Here is a 21,849-nt window from a genome sequence, read left to right as displayed (position 1 = left end):
GCCAGCAAGCGCGCGCCCGCGCACATCCGGGTGTCCGGCCGCGGCGGACCGGGCCGCGGCCGGCGCCGCAGGGCTACGGCATCAGGTGGTAGTCGGGGAAGTTGCCCGGCAGCCGCTCCCCCGCCGGGCCGTCGGTGACGGCGTGGACCAGGAGCTCGCCGCCGACGAACGCACCGCGCCAGGAGGCGCCGAAGCCGCCGAAGAGCTCGTCGCGGTCCCCGCGCGAACGGGGCCTGCCGTGACCGGTCTTGAAGGCCCTGATCTGCGGGGCGAGGCGGGCGAAGGTGGCCGGGTCGTCGGTGGACAGGGTGGCGACGAGGGCCCCTCCGGAGGCGTTCATCGCCGCGAGGAGCTCGGCCTCGGTGTCGACGAGGACGATCGTGTCGACCGGCCCGAAGGGCTCGGCGTGGTAGAGCGGGGAGGAGGGCGGCGGGGAGAGCAGGGTGAGCGGGGCCACGTACGCGGAGGTGTCCTGGCCGGGCAGGAAGCGGGCCGGGTCGAGCCGGCCGCGGAAGAGCGGCACGGCGCCCCGCTCGACCGCGTCGGCGGCGTGCCCCGTGAGCTCGGCGGCCTTGGCCGCGTTGATGAGCGGGCCGAAGTCCAGCTCGGGCAGCGGGTCGTCGGGGTGGGCGACGGCCAGGGGGTGGCCGGTGCGGACGGCGGCGACGGCCGGGAGGTAGGCGGCGAGGAAGGCGTCGAAGGCGGTGCGCTGGACGACGAAGCGCGGGTAGGCGGTGCAGCGCTGCTTGCCGTAGTCGAAGAGCTTGGGGATGACGGCGGTGAGCGCGTCCCAGTCGGTGTGGTCCCATACCCCCCAGGTGTTGAGCCCTTCCTGTTCGAGGATGTGGCGCTTGCCGAGGTCGGTGACGGCGGTGGCGATCCGGGCGCCGGTGTCGCGGCCGCCGACGAAGGAGACGCAGCCGATCTCCGGGGACCGGACCAGCGCCCCGGACAGCTCGCCCCCGCTGCCGCTGATCAGGGTGACGGGGACGCCCTCGCGGCGGATCAGGGCGGCGGCGAGGGTCAGGCAGGCGAGTCCGCCGTCGGTGGGGGTCTTGGCGATGACCGCGTTGCCGGCGAGGGCCTGCACGAGCAGGGCGTGGACGAGGACGGACATCGGGTAGTTCCAGCTGGCGATGTTGGAGACGGGCCCGGCGAGCGGGGTGCGGCCCTCGGTCATCGCACCGATGTGCTCCAGGTACCAGCGGACGCCGTCCACGGCCCGGTCCACGTCGGCCCGGGCGAGCCGCCACGGTTTGCCGATCTCCCAGACCAGCAGGAGGGCGAGCAGTTCGCGGTGCTCGTCCAGGGCGTCGAGGGCGGCGCCGACGCGGGCGCGCCGTTCGGCGAGGGGCACGTGGCTCCAGGTGCGGTGCTCGTCGAGCGCGGCCCGTACCGCCCGGCCGGCGGTCTCGGCATCCAGCCGCGGCGGTCCCGCGACGGGGCTGCCGTCGACGGGGCTGGTGGCGGGCAGGGTGTGGCCGCCGGACTGCCAGGAGCCGGCCCACAGGTTGAGGACGTGGTCCTCGCAGAAGGCCTCGGGGGCCGCGGCGACTGCCCGCCGCCAGGCGTCGGACCAGGCGGTACCGGGCTTGAGGACGGGGGTGGGGGTGGGGGTGGGTGCCATCTGCTGCTCTCCGCTCAGGGGTGGGCGGGGCGGCCGGTGGCCCGCGCACGCCCGGCTCCACGCGGGCATCCGCACCGCGGGGCCAGGGCGGAACCGCCCGGTCCGACCGTACGGAGCGGATGCCCGAAACGGCCGCCGCCACCCCCGTCCGGCGCGTCGCCGCACCGCGCCGGAGCACCGCGCCGGAGCACCGCGCCGTCGGCACGCCCGTTCACCCGCTTGGTTCCCTCCCCTCGCGGCGGGCGCCCCGGCGGCACACGATCGGTTCGGGTGGTGCGCCCGATCACCGGACCGCGCACGCCGGCCGCCTCCTGAGGGGACGCAACGATGACCGCTCGACTCACCATCGAAGAACTGGCCGCGCTGATGAAGAAGGGCGCCGGCCTCACCGTCGACCCGGCCGCCATGGCGGACCGCCCCGATGCGGGCTTCGACGAGTGGGGGCTGGACTCCCTCGGACTGCTGGGCATCGTGGGCGAGCTGGAGAACCGGCAGGGCAGGCCCCTGCCGGCCGACGCCGACCGGTGCCGGTCGCCGCGGGAGTTCCTCGACCTGGTGAACGGCTCGCTGCCGGCCGGGAGCTGACCCTCCCGGAGGGCCGTTGCCCGTGCTGCGGCGCCCGCCCAGCTCGCCGGGGGTTTCCCGGCGGGCTCCGGGACGGGCAACGGGAAACCCGTCGATCGGCGCGGGGTGCGGGAGGAGGGTGGAGTCGTCCGCACCGGCACGACCCACAAGGGGACACCATGCGCAAGTTGATCCGTGGAGCCGCCGCGCTCGCGACCGCAGCCGCCGCCGTGATCGCGCTCGGCGGGACGGTCGAGGCCAAGCCCGCCGACGCCTGGGCCGGCTGCCCCGACGGAGCGGTCTGTATCTATCCCCAGAACCAGAACCCGGCCGTCAAGCCGTCCCAGATCTACTACAGCTACGGGGCGCACAACCTGAGCAACCAGTTCGGCAACCACTGGGTGCTCAACAACCAGACCGGCGGCGCGACCGCGAACCTCTGCACCGGCTCCAACGGCGGGGGCTGCGGCAACCCGATCGCCGCCCGCACCGGCGTCTACGCCGACCTCGGGCCGATCAACTCGATCCGCCTGAACCCGTAGCACCCCCGTTCGACGGGAGCGGCGCCGCGGCCGGTCCGACCCCGGCCGCGCCGGGTCCCCGCTCCCGTCCGACCGGCGCTGACGTCCGAGCCCCCGTCACACCCCCGCTGTAGCCTGGCCCGTGCCATCTCACGACCTGGGCGCGCTCTGCCATGGGGGATGTCTTGGGGGCTCCGGACCGTCCGCGGAACACCGACGACCGACACGCACCGTCCGACGACCGACACGCACCGTCCGACGGAGGGCCCGAACCGTCCGACGGAGGGCTCGGACCCCCCGGTGAGCGGCAGGGACCGTCCGGCGGCGGCCCCGGCGCCTTCCGCGCACGGCTGAGGCGGCTCCGCGGCGAGCGCGGCCTGTCCCTGGCCGATCTGGCCCGGCTGACGCACTACAGCAAGGGCTACCTGAGCAAGATCGAGACGGGTGCGAAGCGCCCGACCCCCGACGTGGCCCGCCGCTGCGACGAAGTGCTGGGGGCCGGGGGCGACCTGCTGCGACGGGTCCGGCGGCCGGGCCCGGGCACCGGCCCACCCGGCCCTCGGCCGCCCGGGGAGGGCCCCTACCGGGGGCTCTCGGCCTTCACCACCCGCGACGCGGCCTGGTACTTCGGCCGGGAGCGCGCGACGGCCGCCCTGGTGGAGCGGGTCTTCGAGCGCGTCGGCAGCGGACCGCTGCTGCTGGTCGCCCCCTCCGGCGCCGGCAAGTCCTCCCTGCTCAACGCCGGTCTGGTGCCGGCCCTCCGGCGGCCCGGCGGCTTCCCGATGACCGGCGCCGAGACCTGGCCGGTGGTGCGGCTCACCCCCACCGCGCATCCGCTGGAGGAGCTGCTCGACCGTACGGCGAAGGCCCTGGGCCGCGATCCGGGGATCACCGTACGGGAGGTGCGGGAGCGCCCGGAGGTGCTCCTCGATGCCGTCAGCAGCATGGCGGATCTCGCTCTTTCGAGTGAATCCCGGGCCCTGGCCGCGCCGTCCTGTAGGCCGGTGCTGCTCGTCGACCAGTTCGAGGAGCTGTTCACCCTCTGCTCCGACGAGGAGGAGCGGCGCGCCTTCGTACGGGTCCTCGCCGCGGTGGCGAGCGGCGCGCGGGCGGCGGCGGCCGGACACGATCCGGCCGTGGTGGTGCTCGGCGTACGGGCCGACTTCTCGGGCAGCTGCCTGGACCTGCCGGAGCTCGCGTCGGCCTTCACCGAGGGGCTGTTCGTCCTGCCGCCGATGTCGGTGGCGGAGCTGCGGGAGTCCGTCACCCGGCCCGCGGAGCTGGCCGGCGTCGCCCTGGAGCCGGGTCTGGTCCCGCTGCTGCTGCGCGACGCCGGACTGCGCGACGACACCGGCGGCCGCATCCCCCCGGGCGTGCTGCCCCTCGTGTCGCACACCCTGCTGGCCGTCTGGCGCCGGCGCGACGGGGACACCCTGACCGTCGCGGGGTACGAGCGGGCGGGCGGCATCCAGGGGGCCGTGGCGCGCACCGCCGAGACGGTGTTCGCGCGGCTGCGCCCGGCCGAGCAGAGGACGGTCCGCCGCGTCCTGGTCCGGCTGGTCCACGTCGCCGACGGCGCCGGCGCCACCCGGCGCAGGATGGGCCGCACCGCTCTGCTGGGACAGGACGAGGGGACGGGCGGGGCCGCGGCCGCGCTGGCCCCCTTCGTCGGAGCCCGGCTGGTCACCCTGGACCGCGACGGCGTCGAGATCACCCACGAGGCCCTGCTGCACGCCTGGCCCCGGCTGCGCGGCTGGATCCGCGCCGACCGGTCCGGGCTCCTGATCCACCAGCAGTTGTCGCACGCGGCGGCCGAATGGGAGCGCGAGGGCCGCGACCCGTCCGCGCTGTACCGGGGCACCCGGCTGGAGACCGCGCGGGCCTGGGCCGACGAGCGGGACGGCGGAGGCCGCCTCGGTCCGCAGGAGGAGGCGTTCCTGCGGGCCGGCCGGGCCGGTGCGGACCACCGCGCACGCCAGGCGCGGCGCCAGGTCCGGCTGCGCCAGGGGATGCTGGCCACGCTCGTGAGCCTGCTGGTCCTCGCGCTGGGCGCGGGCGGGCTCGCGTACCAGGAGCGCACGGCCGCCCTGGGGCAGGAGCGCGTCGCCCGCTCGCGCGCGCTGGCCCTGCAGTCCGCCGCGCTCGCCGCCGGCCAGCCGGAGGCCTCGATGCGGCTGGCGGCCCGTGCCTACCTGACGGCGCCGACGGCCGAGGCGCGGGGCGCCCTGCTGAGCACGCAGGCGCAGCCGTTCGCGGGCCGCCTGACCGGACACACCGGGCCGGTGAACGCGGTGGCCTTCTCCCCCGACGGCTCCCTGCTCGCGACGGCCGGTTCCGATGGCACGGTGGCGCTGCGCCGGTTGTCCGACCGCCGCACGACGCTGACGTTCACGCTGCCCGGCCGGGTGCGCGCGGTGGCTTTCGGGCCGGGCGGCCGGACGCTCGCGGCCGCCTCCACCGACGGGCCCGCCCGGATGTGGGACACCGGCGGGCGGGGCGCGCCGGCCGTGTTCCCGGCGGGTACGGCGGGCGCGCGGGCCCTGGCCTTCGCACCCGACGGGCGGACGCTGGCCGTCGCGGGCGCCGACGGGGCGGTGCTGCTGTGCGAGGCGGGCGGGGAGCACCGGGTCGTGGCTTCGCTGCCCGGCCACGCGGGGCGGGTCAACGCCCTGGCGTACGCTCCGGACGGGCGGACGCTGGTGTCGGCGGGCGCCGACCGGACCGTACGGCTGTGGGACCCCGATCCGGCGGACCCGCGGCCGCTGGCGGTGCTCGCCGGGCACACGGACGAGGTGCTGGGGGTGGCGTTCGCGCCGGACGGGCGGACGGTGGCCAGCGGGGGCGTCGACCGGACGGTACGGCTGTGGGACGTGGCCGGGCGGCGGAACACGGCGACGCTGAGCGGGCACAGCGACGACGTCAACGCGGTGGCCTACACCCCGGACGGGACGACGGTCGTCGGCGCGGGCGGCGACGGGACGACGCGGCTGTGGGACGTCTCCAGCGGGCGACTGACGGCGACGCTGGCCGGCCACACCGACTACGTGCTCGGGGTGGCCGTGGACGCGCGCGGGGCGCTGCTGGCCACCGCCGGCTTCGACCAGTCCGTGGTGCTGTGGGACCTGCGCGGGCCGGTGCTGGCGCCGCACCCGTTCACGGAGATCTGGCACGCCGCGTTCAGCCCGGACGGCAGGCTGCTGGCCACGGCGCAGGCGGACCACACGGTGCGGCTGTGGGAGGTGGCGGGGCGCCGGATGGTGGCGGCGTTCACGGGGCACGGGGAGACGGTGTTCTCGGTGGCCTTCTCGCCGGACGGGCGGCTGCTCGCCTCGGCGGGCTCGGACGGGACGGTACGGCTGTGGGACGTGGCCGCGCGCGGGCCCGCCGGCACCCTCACCAGCCAGGGCGGGACAGTGTTCTCGGTGGCCTTCTCACCGGACGGCAGGACCCTGGCCTCGGCCGGCTCGGACGGGGCCGTACGGCTGTGGGACGTGGCCGCGCGCAGCCCGTTGGCCCTCCTCGCCGGGCACACGGACTTCGTCAACGACGTGGCCTTCAGTCCGGACGGGCGCACGCTGGCGAGCGCCGGGGACGATCTGGCGGTGCGGCTGTGGGACGTGGCGGCGCGCGGCCCGCTGGCCGCCCTGTCCGGTCACACGGGCGCGGTGCGGGCCGTGGTGTTCTCGCCGGACGGGCAGACGCTCGCGAGCAGCGGCAACGACGGCACGGTGCGGCTGTGGGACGCGCGCGGCCGTCGCGCTGCGGCCCTGCTGGCCGGGCACACGGGCTCGGTTCGGGCCGTCGCCTTCTCCCCGGACGGGCGCACGCTCGCGAGCAGCGGCAACGACCGCACGGTCCGGCTCTGGGACGTCCCCGGCCGCCGGGCGGTGGCCGCGCTGGCCGGGCACGCGAACGCGGTCTGGGGCGTGCTGTTCTCCCCGGACGGGCGGACGGTGGCCAGCAGCAGCACGGACGGCACCGTCCGGCTGTGGGACCCGGACCCGGGGGCGCGACTGGCGGGGCTGTGCCGTCCGGGACCGGTCTCCGCGGGGGCCGGCGCCGCGCCGCCGGCGCCCGCCGGGCCCCTCGGCGACCCGGGCTGTCCCGGCACCTGAGGGACCGTCCGGGCGCCCGTCGCGGGGCGCCTGCTCGGCGGGGTTTCCCGAGGCGTTTCCCGCCGCCCGTCCGCGGACGCTCGGCCGGGCCCTGCCCGACCGGGGCCGGAGCGCTCGCTCCGGCCACCCCCCGCGTCCCGCTCAGGCGTTGGCGATGACGAGGAGGGTGCGGGCGCCGTCGGGGCCGGTCAGGCGGCAGCGGTGCGGGACCTCGCCCCGGTGGTGCGCGCTCTGCCCGGCGCGCAGGGTCAGCGGCTCCTCGCCCTCGACCTCCAGGACGATCTCGCCCTCCAGGACGTAGAGGAAGTCCTCGCCGGGGTGTTCGAACCAGCCGCGTTCGCCCCGGCCGGGCTCGAAGTGGTGCTCGTACGCCTCCATCAGGGCGCTGCGGCCGCCGGGGATGAGCACTTGCGCGATCTGACCGGCCGCCTCGTCGACCCGGATCACCTGCGGGTCGCTCTCGTGGCTGACCGCGCCGGGGCGGGCCGGCGGGCGCAGGAAGGTGCCGGGGGTGACGTCGAGGGCCTCGGCGATCCGGTAGATGGAGCTGAGGCTGGGCGTGGCCAGTCCGCGTTCCAGCTGGCTCAGGAAGGGCTGGGAGAGGCCGGATCGGGCGGCGAGCACGGCCATGGAGACGCCGCGCTGCTTGCGGCGACCGCGGATCACCTGCCCGACCTCGATCGCCTCGGGCGTGGGTTCGGGTCGAGACACGCTGGTGAACGTACCGCATCGGGCGGGGGCGGCCGGAGGGTCCGGAGAGGTTTCGCACCGCTGCAACACTCCCGTCATAAGCGTGGTCAATTATTGACCTCACTTATCGACAACGAGGAGCAGCCCCGTGCACGCCACCCCCTCACCGCCCGGCCGGGCCCTCGGCCGGCTCGGCCCGGCCCTGGGCGCGGCAGCCGCCGTCCTCGCGCTGTGGTACCTGCTCGCCCGGTCCGGCGGTGTGGCCCCGGGGCTGCTGCCCACCCCCGCCCAGACCGCGGCCGCCCTGGCCGACAGCGCCCGCAGCGGGGTCCTGGCCGCCGACCTCGGCGCCAGCCTGACCCGTGCCGGACAGGGCTTCGCCCTCGGCGCGCTGATCGGCAGCGCGCTCGGGTTCACCACCGGCTACCTGCCGAAGGTGTCCGCGGCCGTCACCCCGGTCGTCTCCTTCCTGCGCCCCATCCCGGCCATCGCCCTGGTGCCCCTGGCGACCGCCTGGTTCGGCATCGGGGAGACCGCCAAGCGCCTGCTGATCGCCTACGCCGTCCTGCTCGCCGTCTGGCTGTACGTGCACGACGGCGTGTCCCGGGTGCCGGTGACCCACCTGCGCGCGGCCCGCTCCCTCGGGGCCCCGCTGCACCGGCGGTTCACCGAGGTCCTGCTGCCGGCCGCCGCGCCCGCCCTGCTCGCCGCGCTGCGCTACGGCGCCTCGGTGGCGCTGCTCGCCCTGGTGGCGGCGGAGCTGGGCGGCGCGGACAGCGGGCTCGCCTACCGGCTCCAGGTGGACGGGCAGTTCCTGCGCGTCGACCGGATGTTCGCGGGCCTGCTCGTGCTCGGCCTGCTCGGCGTGGCCGTGGACCTGGTGCTGGCCTCGGTCGGCCGCCGGTTCGTCCACTGGGGCGCGTCATGAGCCTGGGCGTACGGCTGGAGGGGCTGTCCGTCGCGTACGGGGCCGCGCGGGTGCTGGAGGCCACCGACCTGGAGCTGCCGGCCGGCTCGTTCACCGCGCTGCTGGGCCCCAGCGGATGCGGCAAGTCCACGGTGCTGGGCGCGGTGGCCGGGTTCGTGAGGCCCACCGCCGGGCGGGTCACGGCCGGCTCCGCACCGGTGCGCGCGCCCGGCCCCGAACGGGGCGTGGTGTTCCAGCACTACGCGCTCTTCCCCTGGCGCACGGCGCGCGGGAACGTGGAGTTCGCCCTGAAGCGGCTCGGCCTGCCCCGGCCGGAGCGGCGCCGGCGCGCGCTGGCGGCGCTGGCCGAGGTGGGGCTCGCGGAGGGCGCCGAGAAGTACCCGGCCCAGCTGTCCGGCGGCATGCAGCAGCGCGTGGCCCTGGCGCGGGCGCTGGCCGCAGAGCCCGAAGTCCTGCTGATGGACGAACCGTTCGGAGCCCTGGACGCCCTGACCCGGACCCGGATGCAGGACCTGCTGCGGGAGCTGTGGCGGCGCCGCGGCACCACCGTCCTGTTCGTGACGCACGACATCGACGAGGCACTGGCCCTCGCCGAGCGGGTGGTGGTCCTCGGCGGCGCCCCCGGGCGGGTCCTGGCCGACCACACCGTGCCCGCCGGACCGCCCGACGCGGCGCTGCGCTCGCTGATCGCCCACCACCTGGGCGCCGAATGACCCACGCGGGCCGCACCCGGACCACCACCGGGTGCGGCCGCACCGACGCGGCCGGCACGCCCGCCCCTGACCGCCCCTGACCGTGCACCGCCCTCACCGCCCGCTCCCCACCCCACGGAAGGCCCCGCCATGTCCCTGCCCACCCGTCACAGAACCCGCGGCCCCCGCGCCGCCACGGGCCTCGTGCTCGCCGCCCTGCTCTCCGTCCTCGCCACCGCCTGCGCCGGATCGCCCGGCCAGGGCGGCGGCCGCCCCTCCGTCGGAGTCGCCGGCAGCGACCAGCTCGGCGGCGCCCCCGTCTACGTGGCCCAGGAGCACGCACTGTGGTCCGCCGAGGGCGTGGACGTCACCCTGACCACCCAGCCCACCGGCCGCGACGCCCTCAACGCCGTCCTCGGCGGCCAGGCCCAGCTCGGCATCGTCGGGGACCTGCCCGCGGTCACCGCCGCGCTCGGCGGACGCGACCTGCGGATCGTCGCCGACCTGTCCCGGTTCTCCGACTGGCGGCTGCTGACCCGCAGCGACTCCGGCATCGGCTCCTTCACCGCCCTCAAGGGCCGCAAGGTCGGGGTCCCGCAGGGCACCAACGTCGAGTACGCCCTGTCGCGGATGCTCGGCTCGGCCGGGCTCTCGGCCGCCGACGTCACGATCGTCAACCTGGCCCCGAACCAGGTCACTTCGGCACTGGCCCGCGGGGACGTCGATGCCGGGGTCACCTTCCCGAGCTTCTACGGAGCCGCCCGCACCACCCTCGGCGCGCGCTACGCCGAGCTCCCCTTCACCGGCTACACGGCCCGGACCCTGCTGGTCGCCGGACCCTCGGCGACCGCGGCGGGCACGGCGGCCGTGCTGCGGTCCGTGCTGCGCGCCCAGCGGGAGCTGGCCGCGGACCCGGCGGGCGCCCGCAAGGCCGTGCTCGCCCAGTCCAAGGGCGCCCTCCAGGCGGACTACGTCGATGCCTTCCAGCCCCGCTACGGCTACGGCGCGACCCTCTCCCCCGAGCTGCTGACCCAGCTGGCCGAGGAGGCCGCCTGGGCCAAGGCCGCCCAGGGCCTGCCCGGATCCGCCGACCCGGCCGCGCTCTCCCGCCACCTCGACCCGGCGCCCCTGAAGGCCGCCGACCCGGCCGCCGTCACGCTCACGGCCCCCGCGGCCGGCTGACCCCGGCCGCCCGCACCCCTCCCCCCGACCCGTCACCCCAGGAGCACTCCATGACCGTCGACCAGAACACCCTGCGCCGGCGCGGCACCGGCCTGATCGCCCACGATCCCGACCGCAGCCACGGCGGCTACACCCTCTACACGCCCATCACGAGCACCGGCGTGATCCACCTCGTCGACATCGAGGGCAGGCCCGTCCACACCTGGAACTCCCCGCACCCGCCCGGCCGCCAGGCCCAGCTCCTGCCGAACGGCAACCTCTTCTACGCGGCCAAGGACACCGACGGCCCGACCCTCTTCCCCATCTGGGACGTCTACCACGGCGGCATCTTCCAGGAACTCGCCCCGGACTCCACGGTGCTGCGCGAGGTCCGCCACCCCTTCCACCACCACGACGCCTCCGTCCTGCGCAACGGCAACCTGATCATCACCGCGGTGGAGCCCCTCTCCCCCGCCGACGCGGCCCGCGTCCGGGGCGGCATCCCCGGCTCCGAGGCCCCGGGCGGCGTGATCTACGGGGACGTGGTGTACGAGCTGACCTGGGACGGCGAGGTGGTGTGGCGCTGGGCCGCCATCGAGCACCTCGACCCCGGAGAGGTGCCGCTGGGCCGCCACTTCGCCCGCGAGCACTGGCCGATGGCCAACACCGTCAACGAACGGGCCGACGGCTCCCTCCTGGTGGGCTTCCGCAGCGCCTCCACCACCGTGGCCGTCGACCGCGCCGACGGGTCGGTCCTGTGGAGCGTCGGGCCCGACGTACTGGCCCAGCAGCACCACCCGCACGAGCTGCCCGGCGGGACGGTCCTGGTCTTCGACAACGGGACCTACCGCGACACCACCTCCGTGCCGTACTCGCGGGTGCTGGAGCTCGACCCGCGCACCGGCGAGCAGGTGTGGTCGTACGTGGACAATCCGCCGCAGAACTTCTTCAGCCCGTACATGTCCAGCGCCCAGCGCCTGCCGAACGGCAACACCTTCATCGCCGAGGGCTCCTTCGGGCGGCTCTTCGAGGTGACCCCCGGCGGGGACGTCGTCTGGGAGTTCGTGGTCCCGGAATTCCGCTCCTTCGGGGAGGGCGTCGGCCTGGAGTCCTCCGGAGGCGCCCAGAACTCCGTCTTCCGCGCCTACCGCTACGACGCCGAGCAGCTTCCCTGGCTCTGACGGATGGCTCGATTTATTTCATCGGAGGGCGTTATGTGTACGGCGGATGAAAAGGATGCGGGCTTCTGCGCCCGGCGATATCCAGACCGTTGACACCCCTTCTCCGGGCTGCCTAGCTTACGCCGCAGATAACGACATCAGCGGCCTCTCCTGTCCGGCATGACGGCTGCTTTTCGATTCTGCGCTTTGTCGAAGCTGCTGGAGTGTCCGTGACCGATTCCCTGCTCCTCTCCGCGCCTACCGGCCCTTCCGGTTCCTCCGGACCGCCCGGACCGGCGCAGCGGGTCCTCCCGCTGCGCCGGCCGGGACGGTGGACGGCCGCCGCGATCGTCCTCGTGCTGGTCTCCCAGGCCGCGAACGGTCTGCTGACCAACCCGTTCTACCAATGGGACCGCTTCGCCTACTGGTTCGTGCGGCCGGTGATCCTGGAGGGGCTGCTCATCACCCTCCAGGTGGCCGCGTACAGCGCGGCCCTGGGGCTGGCCGGCGGTGTCCTGCTCGCCCTGGGCCGGCTCTCCGGCAATCCGGTGCTGCGGTCGGTGAGCTGGACGTACGTCTGGCTGTTCCGCTCCGTGCCGCTGATCGTCGTCCTGCTCTTCCTGTACAACCTCAGCGCGCTCTACCCCACGCTGAGCATCGGGGTCCCGTTCGGGCCCGCCTTCTTCACCTTCGACGAGTCGCGGCTCGCCACCGACATCGTCGTCGCGGTGGTCGGCCTGAGCCTGGCCGAGGCGGCCTACGCGGCCGAGATCGTCCGGGCCGGCGTGCTCTCCGTGGACCAGGGCCAGCACGAGGCGGCCGCCGCGCTGGGCCTGCCGCGGCGCTACCAGTTCGCCCGGATCGTCTTCCCCCAGGCCCTGCGCTCGATCGTCCCCTCGTACGTGAACCAGCTGATCGGCCTGCTCAAGGCCACCTCGCTGGTCTTCTACGTCTCCCTGCTCGACCTGTTCGGCTCGGTCCAGAGCATGGCCAGCACCTACCCGGGCGACGTGGTGCCGCTGCTGCTCGTGGCCACCGTCTGGTACGTGATCCTCACCAGCGTCGTCTCGGTCGTGCAGTACTACGTCGAGCGGTACTACGCCCGCGGCGCCCTGCGCACCCTGCCGCCGACCCCCGTGCAGCGGGCCCGTGCGGGCCTGCGCGACCTGCGGGCCCGCGCCCGGAAGGAGACGGCCCGATGAGCCCGACCACCACCCCCGTCGAGCCCGGCTCCGACACCGCCCCGGCCACCGCGCGGCCGGCCGCGATCGAGGTGCACGACGTGCACAAGTGGTACGGCGGCCACCGGGTCCTGGACGGGGTCAGCCTGACCGTCGAACCGGGCACCGTGACCGTGATCCTGGGCCGGTCCGGCTCGGGCAAGTCCACGCTGCTGCGGGTCCTCAACCACCTGGAGAAGCCGGAGGCCGGGTACGTCAGCGTCGGCGGCGAACTGATCGGCGTGCAGCGCCACGGGGACCGGCTGAAGGAGCTGGGCGAGCGGGCGATCCTCGCCCAGCGCAGCCGGATCGGCTTCGTCTTCCAGAACTTCAACCTCTTCCCGCACCTGACCGTGCTGGACAACGTCGCCGCGGCCCCCGTCGCCACCGGCCGGCTGCCGCGGCCCGAGGCCGAGGCCCTCTCCCGCGAGCTGCTCGAACGGGTCGGGCTGGGCGAGCGGACCGGCGCCTACCCGCGCCAGCTGTCCGGCGGGCAGCAGCAGCGGGTGGCCATCGCCCGCGCCCTCGCACTGCGGCCCGGGGTCATCCTCTTCGACGAGCCCACCTCCGCCCTCGACCCCGAGCTCGTCGGCGAGGTGCTCTCCGTGATCAAGGACCTGGCCACCGGCGGCACCACCCTCGTCATCGTCACCCACGAGATCGGCTTCGCCCGCGAGGTCGCCGACCAGGTCGTGTTCCTGCACGAGGGGCGCGTCGTCGAACAGGGCCCGCCCGCCCGGGTCCTGGACCACCCCGAGCACGCCCGGACCCGGGAGTTCCTCAGCAAGGTCCTCTGAGCCGTCCCGCGGGGCCCCTGCGCCCCGACCGGCACACCGCCGGGCGTCCACCCGTCCCCCCGCCGTGCGCGGCTCCGCGCCGCCCCGGCCCACAGCACCCTTCGCACCCACCCGAAAAGGAACGCCATGCACCGCCAGTCCTCCCTGCGCACCAGACTCGTCCGCGGCCTCGGCGCCGCGACGGCCACCGTGGCCCTCGCCTCCGCCCTCACCGCCTGCGGCGGGGACGCGAAGGCCACCGCCTCCTCCACCTCGGACAAGGTCACCATCGGCGCCGTCTCCAACGGCGCCGCCCAGCAGGCCGAGCTGAAGGTCCCGGTCGTCGAGGCCCTGCGCGCCCAACTGCCCGAGGCCGTCCGCTCCCGCGGCGAGCTGGTCATCGGCGTGGGCGCGCTGCCGTCCGGCTACCCGCCCCTGACGTTCGTCGGCTCCGACCAGAAGACCTTCACCGGATCCGAGCCCGACCTCGCCCGGCTGGTCGCCGCGACCCTGGGGCTCAAGCCCGTGATCAAGAACTCCACCTGGGAGAACCTCTTCGTCGGCATCGACAGCGGCAAGGTCGACGTGGCCTTCACCAACGTCACGGTGACCGAGGAGCGCAAGAAGAAGTACGACTTCGCGTCCTACCGGCAGGACAACCTCGCCTTCGAGGCCCTCAAGGACAACCCCTGGAACTTCGGCGGCGACTACCGCAACCTCGCGGGCAAGACCGTCGCGGTCGGCTCGGGCACCAACCAGGAGCGGATCCTCCTGGCGTGGCAGAAGAAGCTGCAGTCGGAGGGCAAGGACCTGACCGTCAAGTACTTCCCGGACAACACCAGCATCAACCTGGCGCTGGCCGGCAAGAAGATCGACCTGTACTTCGGGCCCAACCCCTCGCTCTCGTACCACATCACCCAGACGGCGAGCGGGACCGCCCCGACCCGCAACGCGGGTGCGTACTCCGGCGCCGGCGAGACCCTCCAGGGGCTGATCGGCGCCACCGCGAAGAAGGACAGCGGACTGGCGAAGCCGATCGCCGAGGCCATCAACCACCTGGTCCAGAACGGCCAGTACGGCCAGCTGCTGACCGCGTGGAACCTGTCGAACGAGGCCGTCACCACCTCCGAGGTCAACCCTCCGGGCCTGCCCGCGACCAACTCCTGACCCGCGGGGCCGCCGCCCGCCCCCGGTCACCCATCCCGGGCCCGCCCCGGCCGCGTCACGAAGGAGAGCCGTGCCCACGACCGCCGACACCCGGGTCCCGGTGTCCCCCCACGTCCTCGACAACCCCGCCTGGGCCTCGCTGAACGGCCCGCACGCGGTGTTCGCCGAGCACGCGGACGGCCCCGCCGCCCGCTACCTCCCGGACGTGGCGCCGTTCTACGCCCTCGCCGACCCGGCGGACCCCCGGTCGTGGGCGGCACTGCACTCCCTGGTGGGCGCGGGCGGGGCGGTGTCCCTGGCCGGGGTGCCGGCGCCGCCCGAGGGGTGGGAGACGGTCGCCTCGATCGCTGGCGTCCAGCTGGTCGACACCGCACTGCGGGCCGAGCACGACCCGGAGGCGGTCCGGCTGGGGGCGCGCGACGTGCCCGAGATGCTCGACCTGGTCGGCCTCACGAAGCCGGGGCCGTTCCTGCCCCGCACCGTCGAGCTGGGTCGTACCTCGGCATCCGCCGGCAGGGCCGGCTGGTGGCGATGGCCGGGGAGCGGCTGCGGCCGCCGGGCTGGACGGAGATCAGCGCCGTCTGCACCCACCCCGAGCACCGGGGCGAGGGGCTGGCGACGCGGCTGGTGCGCGCCGTGGCCGCGGGCATCAGGGACCGGGGCGAGGTGCCGTTCCTGCACACCGCCGCGCACAACACCGGCGCGGTCCGGCTCTACGAGTCGATCGGCTTCACCGTCCGGCGCCGCCCCTTCTTCCTGGGTCTGCGGGCGCCGGGCGGGCCCGGCAACACCATTGCCAAGTTCTCTTAATACTGCGGTCATTGTCCGGCGCGGGGGGCGGGCGTAGCGTTTTCGAGAGAAATGCCTGACGGGACGACGAATTCGCGACCCCGCACCGGCTCATCTTCCGCACGCCGATCAGGAAAGGCGTATTCCGACGTGTCCGTTCCCCCGTCATCCTCCACTCCCTCCTCCTCCGCACCGCTGCACCTGGCCGTGGCCCTCGACGGCGCCGGCCGGCACCCCGCCGCCTGGCGCGAGCCCGGGACCCGGCCGCAGGCCCTGTTCACCGCCCGCTACTGGGCCGACGCCGTCACCGAGGCGGAGGCGGGGCTGTTCGACTTCGTCACCTTCGAGGACGCGCTCGCCCTCCAGTCCTCCGCACCGGACGGGCCCGACGAGCGGACCGACCGGGTCCGCGGCCGGCTGGACGCCGTACTGACCGCGGCCCGCGTCGCTCCGCTGACCCGGCACATCGGGCTGGTCCCGAGCGTGACGGCCACCCACACCGAGCCGTTCCACATCTCCAAGGCCGTCGCCACCCTCGACCACGTCAGCCGCGGCCGCGCCGGCCTGCGCGTCCAGGTCTCCGGACGCGCCGACGAGGCACGGCACTTCGGCCGCCGCACCGGCCCGCTGCCGGAGGCGGAGCTGTACGAGGAGGCCGCCGACCACGTCGAGGCCGTCCGGCGGCTGTGGGACAGCTGGGAGGACGACGCGGAGATCCGCGACGTGGCCACCGGCCGGTTCGTCGACCGGGAGAAACTGCACTACATCGACTTCGAGGGACCCCATTTCAGCGTGCGCGGCCCGTCCATCACCCCGCGCCCGCCGCAGGGGCAGCCCGTGGTCACCGCCCTCGGCGACGGCGGGGCCTCGTACCGGCTCATCGCCCGCTCCGCGGACGTCGGGTACCTGGCCGCCCGCTCCCCCGACGCCGCGCGCACGGCCGTGGCGGCGGTCCGGGAGGCGCGCGAGTCGGCCGGGCTCGGAGACCGGCCGCTGCACCTCTTCGGCGAGCTCACGGTGTTCCTGGACGACGACGCCGAGGCGGCCGCGGCCCGCCGCGAGCGGCTCGACGCGCTGGCCGGCGCCCCGTTCGAGGACGACACCGAGGTCTTCACCGGCACCCCGGCCGGCCTGGCCGACCTGCTGCTGGAGCGCCGGGCGGCGGGCCTGACGGGCTTCCGGCTGCGGCCGGGCGCCACCGCCCACGACCTGCCGGCCCTCACCCGGAAGCTGGTGCCCGAGCTCCAGCGCCGCGGCGCCTTCCGCCGCGCCTACGAGGCGGACACCCTGCGCGGACTGCTCGGGCTGGAGCGCCCGGCCAGCCGCTACGCGGCGCGGACCACCCTCACGGCCACCGCCGGCCCCGCCGCCTGACCCGGACGATCCGGAAGGACGAACCATGAGCACCAAGCCGCTCAAGCAGATCCATCTCGCGGCCCACTTCCCGGGCGTCAACAACACCACCGTCTGGAGCGACCCGGCGGCCGGCAGCCACATCGACTTCGACTCGTTCGTCCACTTCGCGCGGACCGCCGAGCGCGCCAAGTTCGACTTCCTCTTCCTCGCCGAGGGGCTGCGGCTGCGCGAACAGGGCGGACGGATATACGACCTGGACGTCGTGGGACGGCCGGACACCTTCACCGTCCTCGCCGCCCTGGCCGGCGTCACCGAACGGCTCGGCCTGACGGGCACCATCAACTCGACCTTCAACGAGCCCTACGAGGTGGCCCGCCAGTTCGCCTCCCTCGACCACCTCTCCGAGGGCCGCGCCGCCTGGAACGTCGTCACCTCCTGGGACGCCTTCACCGGCGAGAACTTCCGGCGCGGCGGGTTCCTGCCGCGCGAGGAGCGCTACTCCCGGGCCCGCGAGTTCCTGTCCACGGCCATCGAGCTGTTCGACTCCTGGGACGGCACCGAGCTGGCCGCGGACGCCGGATCGGGCGCGTTCCTCCGCGACGCGCGCGCCGGGGCCTTCGCCCACCGGGGGCAGCACTTCGACATCGAGGGCCGGTTCAACGTGCCCCGCAGCCCGCAGGGCCGGCCCGTGGTCTTCCAGGCGGGCGACTCCGACGAGGGCCGGGAGTTCGCCGCCTCCGGCGCCGACGCGATCTTCGGCCGGCACGCGACGCTCGACGAGGGGCGCACGTTCTACGCCGACGTCAAGGGCCGGCTGGCCGCGTACGGCCGCACCCACGACCAGCTGAAGATCCTCCCCGCCGCCACCTTCGTGCTCGGCGACACCGACGCCGAGGCCCACGAGACCGCGCACGAGGTGCGCCGCCTCCAGGTCAGCGGGCAGACGGCGATCAAGTACCTCGAACACGTCTGGAACCGGGACCTGTCCGGCTACGACCCGGACGGCCCGCTGCCCGACGTGGACCCCGAGGTCGGGGAGAACACGATCGCGCTGGGGAGGGCGAGCGTGCGGCAGTTCAACGACCCGCTCGCCACCGCCCGGCAGTGGCGCGAGCTCGCCGAGGCCAAGGGCCTGTCGATCCGCGAGCTGGTCATCGCGACCACCTCCCGCCAGACGTTCGTCGGCACCGCCGACACGGTCGCGCGGTCCATCGACTCCCTGGTGCAGGCGGACGCGGCCGACGGCTTCATCCTCGTCCCCCACATCACCCCCGGCGGCCTGGACGTCTTCGCCGACACGGTCGTCCCGCTGCTCCAGGAACGCGGCGTCTTCCGCTCCGAGTACGAGGGCAGCACCCTGCGCGACCACCTCGGGATCGCCGTGCCGGAGGCCGCACCGCCGACCGGACGACAGGTCGCGGCCTCGTGAAGTTCCTCGCGATCACCCTCATCACGGACTCGTCCGACCCGCTGACCGGCGTCCCGACGCCGACCCGCGAGCGGTTCCGGCAGGTCGTCTCCTCCGCGCTGCTGGCGGAGGAGCTCGGCTTCGACGGCTTCGGGGTGGGCGAGCGCCACGAGCGCCCGTTCCTGTCCTCCTCGCCGCCGGTGGTCCTGGCCCACGTCGCGGCGCTGACCCACCGCATCCGGCTGTACACCGCGGTCACCACGCTGAGCCTGCTGGACCCGGTACGGGCGTACGAGGACTACGCGACGCTCGACCACCTCAGCGACGGCCGGCTGGAGCTGATGATCGGCAAGGGGAACGGCTCGGCGCAGCGCGAGCTGTTCGACGTGACGCCCGAGGACCAGTGGGAGCGCAACGCCGAGGGCTACGAGCTGTTCCGCAAGATCTGGCGCGAGGACAAGGTGACCGCACGGCCCCGCTTCCGGCCCGCGCTCACCGCCGCCGAGGTGCTGCCCCGGCCCTACCAGCGGACCCTGCGGGTCTGGCACGGCAGCGCGACGAGCAGGGAGTCCGTCGACCTGGCGGCGCGCTACGGCGACCCGCTGTTCTCGGCGAACGTCACGCATCCGATCGGCTCGTACGCGGAGCTGATCCGGCACTACCGGGAGCGCTGGGAGGCGTACGGGCACGACCCGGCGCACGCGGTCGTGGGAGCGGGCACCGCCGGCTTCCACACCGCGCCCAGCTCGCAGCGGGCCGTGGCCGCCTACCGGCCGGCGTTCGAGCGCTATCTCGCCGCGCACCGGCTCCAGGGCGTCGCCCCCGTCTTCGCGACGCTGGAGGACTTCGTCGAGCGCAGTTCGGCACTGATCGGCAGCCCGCAGCAGGTGATCGAGAAGGTGCACCGCTACCACGAGGAGTTCGGCCACACCGTCCTGCACCTGCAGGCCGAGCCCGGCGGACTGACCGACGCGGAGCACCGCGCCTCCCTGGAGCTCTTCCAGGCGCAGATCGCTCCGGAGCTGCGCCGCTCGATCCCCGATCCGTCCTTCGCCGACGCCCCCGCGCTCCCCCGCGCCCCCCGCTCACCCGATCTCTAAGGAGCCCCGTCATGTCCGGCATCCCCCTCGGGGTCCTCGATCTCGTCCCGGTCACCTCCGGGTCGACGGCCGCCGACGCCCTGCACCACAGCATCGACCTGGCCCGGCAGACGGAACGGTTCGGCTACGCCCGCTACTGGTTCGCCGAGCACCACCTCAATCCCGGCGTCGCCGGGACCTCTCCCGCGGTCGTGCTCGCGCTGACCGCCTCGGCCACCACCACGATCCGCATCGGTTCCGGCGCCGTCCAGCTCGGCCACCGCACCGCGCTGTCGACGGTGGAGGAGTTCGGCCTGATCGACGCCCTGCACCCGGGCCGCCTCGACCTGGGCCTGGGCCGCTCCGCGGGCCGGCCGCAGCCGGGCCCGGACGGGCCCGCACGGCCGGCCACCCCCGTGGTGGACGGGTACACCCCGAACGGGCTGCGCATCCCGGCCCCGTTCTCCTTCGCTCACCTGCTGGGCCACCCGCGGGTGGCGCTCCAGCAGAAGCTGCTCAACCTGCCGGGGGCCCGGCCGCAGGAGTACGGCGAGCAGGTGGACGACGTCCTCGCGCTGCTGCGGGGCCAGTACCGCTCCCCGGAGGGGGTGGAGGCGCACGCGGTCCCCGGTGAGGGGGCCGACGTCCAGGTCTGGATCCTGGGCAGCAGCGGCGGGGTGAGCGCCGAGGCGGCGGGCCGCAACGGGCTCCGCTTCGCGGCGAACTACCACGTCAGCCCCGCGTCCGTGCTGGAGGCGGCGGAGGGGTACCGGGCGGCGTTCAAGCCCTCCGACGAGCTGGACCGGCCCTACCTGACGGTCTCCGCCGACGTGGTGGTGGCCGAGGACGAGGAGACCGCCCGCGAGCTGGCCACCGGGTACGCGCCCTGGGTGCGCAGCATCCGGACGGCCGAGGGCGCGATCCCGTACCCCTCGCCCGCCGAGGCGCGCGCGCTGCCCTGGACGGAGGCCGACCAGGCCCTGGTGGCGGACCGGGTGGACACCCGGTTCGTCGGCACGGCCGCGACGGTGGCCGACCACCTGGAGCGGCTCCGGGAGGCGACCGGCGCCGACGAGCTGCTGATCACCACGATCACCCACGACCACGCGGCCCGGGTCCGCTCGTACCGCCTGCTGGCCGAGGAGTGGGCCAGGCGCTGATCCAGCGGGGGCGGGCGGGGGCCGGCGGGCAGGTGTGACGGAAGTCTGACGGCGGCCCGCCGCCCCTGGCATCCCGGGGGCGCCGGTGGTCGAATCGAGGGGTGAGCACAGAAGAACGCACCGACCCCGACGGCCGGGGCGCCCCGGTCGGCCGCCGGCTGGTCCTGGGCATGCTCGGCCTGGGCGCGGCCGGGCTGGTCACCGCCCCCTACCTCCAGCGCGGCTTCGAGGCCGTCGTCGGGAGCGATCCGACCGGGCTGAGCGGGCTGCTGCCGAACGGCGGCGGGTTCCGCTACTACTCGGTGGCCTCCTCCGTCCCCGAGCGGGGTCCGCAGGACTACCGGCTCACTGTCAACGGCCTGGTCGACCGGCCGGGGACGTACACGCTCGACGCCCTGCGCGCCCTCCCGCAGACCCGGGTGGTGCGCGACGTCCAGTGCGTCACCGGCTGGCGGGTCCCGAGCACCCCCTTCGAGGGGGTGTCGCTGCCGCGGCTGCTGGACGCCGCCGGGGTGCGCCCGCAGGCGCGGGCGGTGCGCTTCGAGTGCTTCGACGGCACGTACACCGAGAGCCTCACCCTTCCGCAGGCCCGCCGGGACGACGTCCTGGTGGCGCTGCGGATGCAGGACCGGCCGCTGGGCCACGACCACGGCGGCCCGGTCCGGCTGTACGTCGCCCCGATGTACTTCTACAAGTCGGCCAAGTGGCTTTCCGGCATCACCCTCACCGACCGGGTCGAGCCGGGCTATTGGGAGCGCCTGGGCTACGACGTGGACGCCTGGGTCGGCCGCTCGAACGGACGCGACGATGCTCCCACGGTCTGACGGGCAGCGGCGCGTGCGCCGGTTCGGCCCTGCCCAGCGCCTGGTCCACCGCACGACGGCCTGGCTCGCCCTGGTGTGCGTCGCCGGCGCCGCCTGCCTGTACCTGCCGCCGCTCGCGGAGCTCGTGGGGCGGCGGCGGCTGGTGGTCACGGTGCACGAGTGGTCCGGGCTGCTGCTGCCCGTGCCCTTCCTGCTGGGCCTGGCCTCGTCCGCCTTCCGGGCCGATCTGCGCCGGCTGAACCGGTTCGGTCCCCACGACCGGCAGTGGCTGCGGGCCGCGCTGCGGCGCGAGCGCGGGGCGCGTCCGGCGGGGAAGTTCAACGCGGGGCAGAAGGTGTACGCGGGCTGGCTGGCCGGGGCCGTCCTGGTGATGCTGGGCACCGGGCTGCTGATGTGGTTCACGGGTCTCGCGCCGCTGGTCTGGCGGACCGGTGCCACCTTCGTCCACGACTGGTTGGCCCTGGCCCTGGTGGTGGTGCTGGCCGGGCACATCGGCAAGGCCCTGGCCGACCCGGAGGCCCGGCGCGGCATGCGGACGGGCTCGGTCGGGCGGGAGTGGGCCGCGCGCGAGCACCCGCTGTGGGAGCACGAGGAGCGGTAGCGGCGGGGTAC

Annotated in this window: 18 protein-coding genes and 1 pseudogene; 17 read left to right on the top strand and 2 right to left on the bottom strand. The window is 75.0% G+C overall.

Translation table 11 applies throughout. From position 1 onward, the window contains the following. Positions 1-73 precede the first annotated feature (73 nt). On the bottom strand, positions 74-1,627 hold the full coding sequence (locus CP968_RS28465) for an aldehyde dehydrogenase family protein (protein WP_150520711.1): 1,554 nt from the start codon (positions 1,625-1,627) through the stop codon (positions 74-76). A 327-nt stretch (positions 1,628-1,954) separates the two neighbouring features. Between CP968_RS28465 and CP968_RS28460 the strand changes: the two genes are divergently transcribed. The 3 genes from CP968_RS28460 (at position 1,955) to CP968_RS28450 (ending at position 6,827) form a co-directional block, all read left to right on the top strand. Then, complete coding sequence (locus tag CP968_RS28460) at positions 1,955-2,212, top strand: acyl carrier protein (RefSeq protein ID WP_150520710.1); 258 nt, start codon at positions 1,955-1,957, stop codon at positions 2,210-2,212. Between the two features lie 158 nt (positions 2,213-2,370). Next, positions 2,371-2,733, top strand: coding sequence for a hypothetical protein (locus CP968_RS28455; RefSeq protein ID WP_150520709.1), 363 nt, complete (start codon positions 2,371-2,373; stop codon positions 2,731-2,733). 152 nt (positions 2,734-2,885) lie between these two features. Then, positions 2,886-6,827, top strand: a complete 3,942-nt coding sequence (locus tag CP968_RS28450; RefSeq protein ID WP_150520708.1) for an nSTAND1 domain-containing NTPase — start codon at positions 2,886-2,888, stop codon at positions 6,825-6,827. Positions 6,828-6,968: 141 nt separating this feature from the next. Here the strand turns inward: CP968_RS28450 and CP968_RS28445 are convergent, their stop codons facing one another. Continuing rightward, entirely contained in the window at positions 6,969-7,538 is a 570-nt protein-coding gene (locus CP968_RS28445; RefSeq protein WP_150520707.1) for a helix-turn-helix domain-containing protein, read from the bottom strand. Positions 7,539-7,665: 127 nt separating this feature from the next. Here CP968_RS28445 and CP968_RS28440 point away from each other — a divergent pair, with 127 nt between their 5' ends. From CP968_RS28440 to CP968_RS28375, 14 genes and pseudogenes are all read left to right on the top strand, one after another. Then, a complete protein-coding gene (locus CP968_RS28440) occupies positions 7,666-8,445 on the top strand; it encodes an ABC transporter permease (protein WP_150520706.1) in 780 nt (259 codons plus the stop codon). Next, the gene (locus CP968_RS28435; RefSeq protein ID WP_150520705.1) at positions 8,442-9,158 is read left to right on the top strand and encodes an ABC transporter ATP-binding protein; all 717 of its coding nucleotides are present in this window, start codon (positions 8,442-8,444) and stop codon (positions 9,156-9,158) included. Before CP968_RS28440 ends, CP968_RS28435 begins: the two co-directional genes overlap by 4 nt. Positions 9,159-9,287: 129 nt before the next feature. Continuing rightward, on the top strand, positions 9,288-10,319 hold the full coding sequence (locus CP968_RS28430; RefSeq protein WP_150520704.1) for an ABC transporter substrate-binding protein: 1,032 nt from the start codon (positions 9,288-9,290) through the stop codon (positions 10,317-10,319). Positions 10,320-10,369: 50 nt separating this feature from the next. Beyond that, entirely contained in the window at positions 10,370-11,479 is a 1,110-nt protein-coding gene (locus CP968_RS28425) for an aryl-sulfate sulfotransferase (protein ID WP_150520703.1), read from the top strand. Between the two features lie 221 nt (positions 11,480-11,700). Then, a complete protein-coding gene (locus CP968_RS28420; protein WP_229886699.1) occupies positions 11,701-12,660 on the top strand; it encodes an amino acid ABC transporter permease in 960 nt (319 codons plus the stop codon). Next, positions 12,657-13,475: an amino acid ABC transporter ATP-binding protein gene (locus tag CP968_RS28415; RefSeq protein WP_150520701.1), complete on the top strand. Its 819-nt coding sequence runs from the start codon at positions 12,657-12,659 to the stop codon at positions 13,473-13,475. Before CP968_RS28420 ends, CP968_RS28415 begins: the two co-directional genes overlap by 4 nt. A gap of 126 nt (positions 13,476-13,601) precedes the next feature. Then, complete coding sequence (locus CP968_RS28410; protein WP_150520700.1) at positions 13,602-14,621, top strand: ABC transporter substrate-binding protein; 1,020 nt, start codon at positions 13,602-13,604, stop codon at positions 14,619-14,621. 70 nt (positions 14,622-14,691) lie between these two features. Next, a pseudogene (locus CP968_RS28405) lies at positions 14,692-15,431 on the top strand (GNAT family N-acetyltransferase). A gap of 129 nt (positions 15,432-15,560) precedes the next feature. Next, the gene (locus CP968_RS28400; protein ID WP_229886685.1) at positions 15,561-16,784 is read left to right on the top strand and encodes an LLM class flavin-dependent oxidoreductase; all 1,224 of its coding nucleotides are present in this window, start codon (positions 15,561-15,563) and stop codon (positions 16,782-16,784) included. Positions 16,785-16,809: 25 nt separating this feature from the next. Next, positions 16,810-18,195 (top strand): NtaA/DmoA family FMN-dependent monooxygenase, encoded by a 1,386-nt coding sequence (locus CP968_RS28395; protein ID WP_150520698.1) that lies wholly within the window; start codon positions 16,810-16,812, stop codon positions 18,193-18,195. Beyond that, complete coding sequence (locus tag CP968_RS28390) at positions 18,192-19,274, top strand: LLM class flavin-dependent oxidoreductase (RefSeq protein WP_150520697.1); 1,083 nt, start codon at positions 18,192-18,194, stop codon at positions 19,272-19,274. The genes CP968_RS28395 and CP968_RS28390 overlap by 4 nt, the downstream gene beginning before the upstream one ends. Before the next feature lie 11 nt (positions 19,275-19,285). Continuing rightward, positions 19,286-20,413 carry an LLM class flavin-dependent oxidoreductase gene (locus CP968_RS28385; protein ID WP_150520696.1) on the top strand — a complete coding sequence of 376 codons (1,128 nt, stop codon included), beginning with the start codon at positions 19,286-19,288 and terminating at the stop codon, positions 20,411-20,413. Positions 20,414-20,583: 170 nt separating this feature from the next. Then, on the top strand, positions 20,584-21,237 hold the full coding sequence (locus CP968_RS28380) for a molybdopterin-dependent oxidoreductase (protein WP_150522177.1): 654 nt from the start codon (positions 20,584-20,586) through the stop codon (positions 21,235-21,237). Continuing rightward, on the top strand, positions 21,221-21,838 hold the full coding sequence (locus tag CP968_RS28375; protein ID WP_150520695.1) for a cytochrome b/b6 domain-containing protein: 618 nt from the start codon (positions 21,221-21,223) through the stop codon (positions 21,836-21,838). Before CP968_RS28380 ends, CP968_RS28375 begins: the two co-directional genes overlap by 17 nt. The last annotated feature ends 11 nt before the right edge of the window (positions 21,839-21,849 follow it).

It is taken from the genome of Streptomyces subrutilus (genome assembly GCF_008704535.1).
In the GTDB taxonomy this organism is placed as follows: Bacteria; Actinomycetota; Actinomycetes; order Streptomycetales; family Streptomycetaceae; genus Streptomyces; species Streptomyces subrutilus.
Note: the sequence above shows the minus strand (reverse complement) of the source record. Positions and strands in the feature narration are given on the sequence as shown.

Excerpts from the sequence above, each read along its gene's own strand:
- CP968_RS28465 (WP_150520711.1), bottom strand. The coding sequence starts at position 1,627 with ATGGCACCCACCCCCACCCCCACCCCCGTCCTCAAGCCCGGTACCGCC.
- CP968_RS28460 (WP_150520710.1), top strand. The coding sequence starts at position 1,955 with ATGACCGCTCGACTCACCATCGAAGAACTGGCCGCGCTGATGAAGAAG.
- CP968_RS28455 (WP_150520709.1), top strand. The coding sequence starts at position 2,371 with ATGCGCAAGTTGATCCGTGGAGCCGCCGCGCTCGCGACCGCAGCCGCC.
- CP968_RS28450 (WP_150520708.1), top strand. The coding sequence starts at position 2,886 with ATGGGGGATGTCTTGGGGGCTCCGGACCGTCCGCGGAACACCGACGAC.
- CP968_RS28435 (WP_150520705.1), top strand. The coding sequence starts at position 8,442 with ATGAGCCTGGGCGTACGGCTGGAGGGGCTGTCCGTCGCGTACGGGGCC.
- CP968_RS28430 (WP_150520704.1), top strand. The coding sequence starts at position 9,288 with ATGTCCCTGCCCACCCGTCACAGAACCCGCGGCCCCCGCGCCGCCACG.
- CP968_RS28425 (WP_150520703.1), top strand. The coding sequence starts at position 10,370 with ATGACCGTCGACCAGAACACCCTGCGCCGGCGCGGCACCGGCCTGATC.
- CP968_RS28415 (WP_150520701.1), top strand. The coding sequence starts at position 12,657 with ATGAGCCCGACCACCACCCCCGTCGAGCCCGGCTCCGACACCGCCCCG.
- CP968_RS28410 (WP_150520700.1), top strand. The coding sequence starts at position 13,602 with ATGCACCGCCAGTCCTCCCTGCGCACCAGACTCGTCCGCGGCCTCGGC.
- CP968_RS28395 (WP_150520698.1), top strand. The coding sequence starts at position 16,810 with ATGAGCACCAAGCCGCTCAAGCAGATCCATCTCGCGGCCCACTTCCCG.
- CP968_RS28385 (WP_150520696.1), top strand. The coding sequence starts at position 19,286 with ATGTCCGGCATCCCCCTCGGGGTCCTCGATCTCGTCCCGGTCACCTCC.
- CP968_RS28380 (WP_150522177.1), top strand. The coding sequence starts at position 20,584 with ATGCTCGGCCTGGGCGCGGCCGGGCTGGTCACCGCCCCCTACCTCCAG.
- CP968_RS28375 (WP_150520695.1), top strand. The coding sequence starts at position 21,221 with ATGCTCCCACGGTCTGACGGGCAGCGGCGCGTGCGCCGGTTCGGCCCT.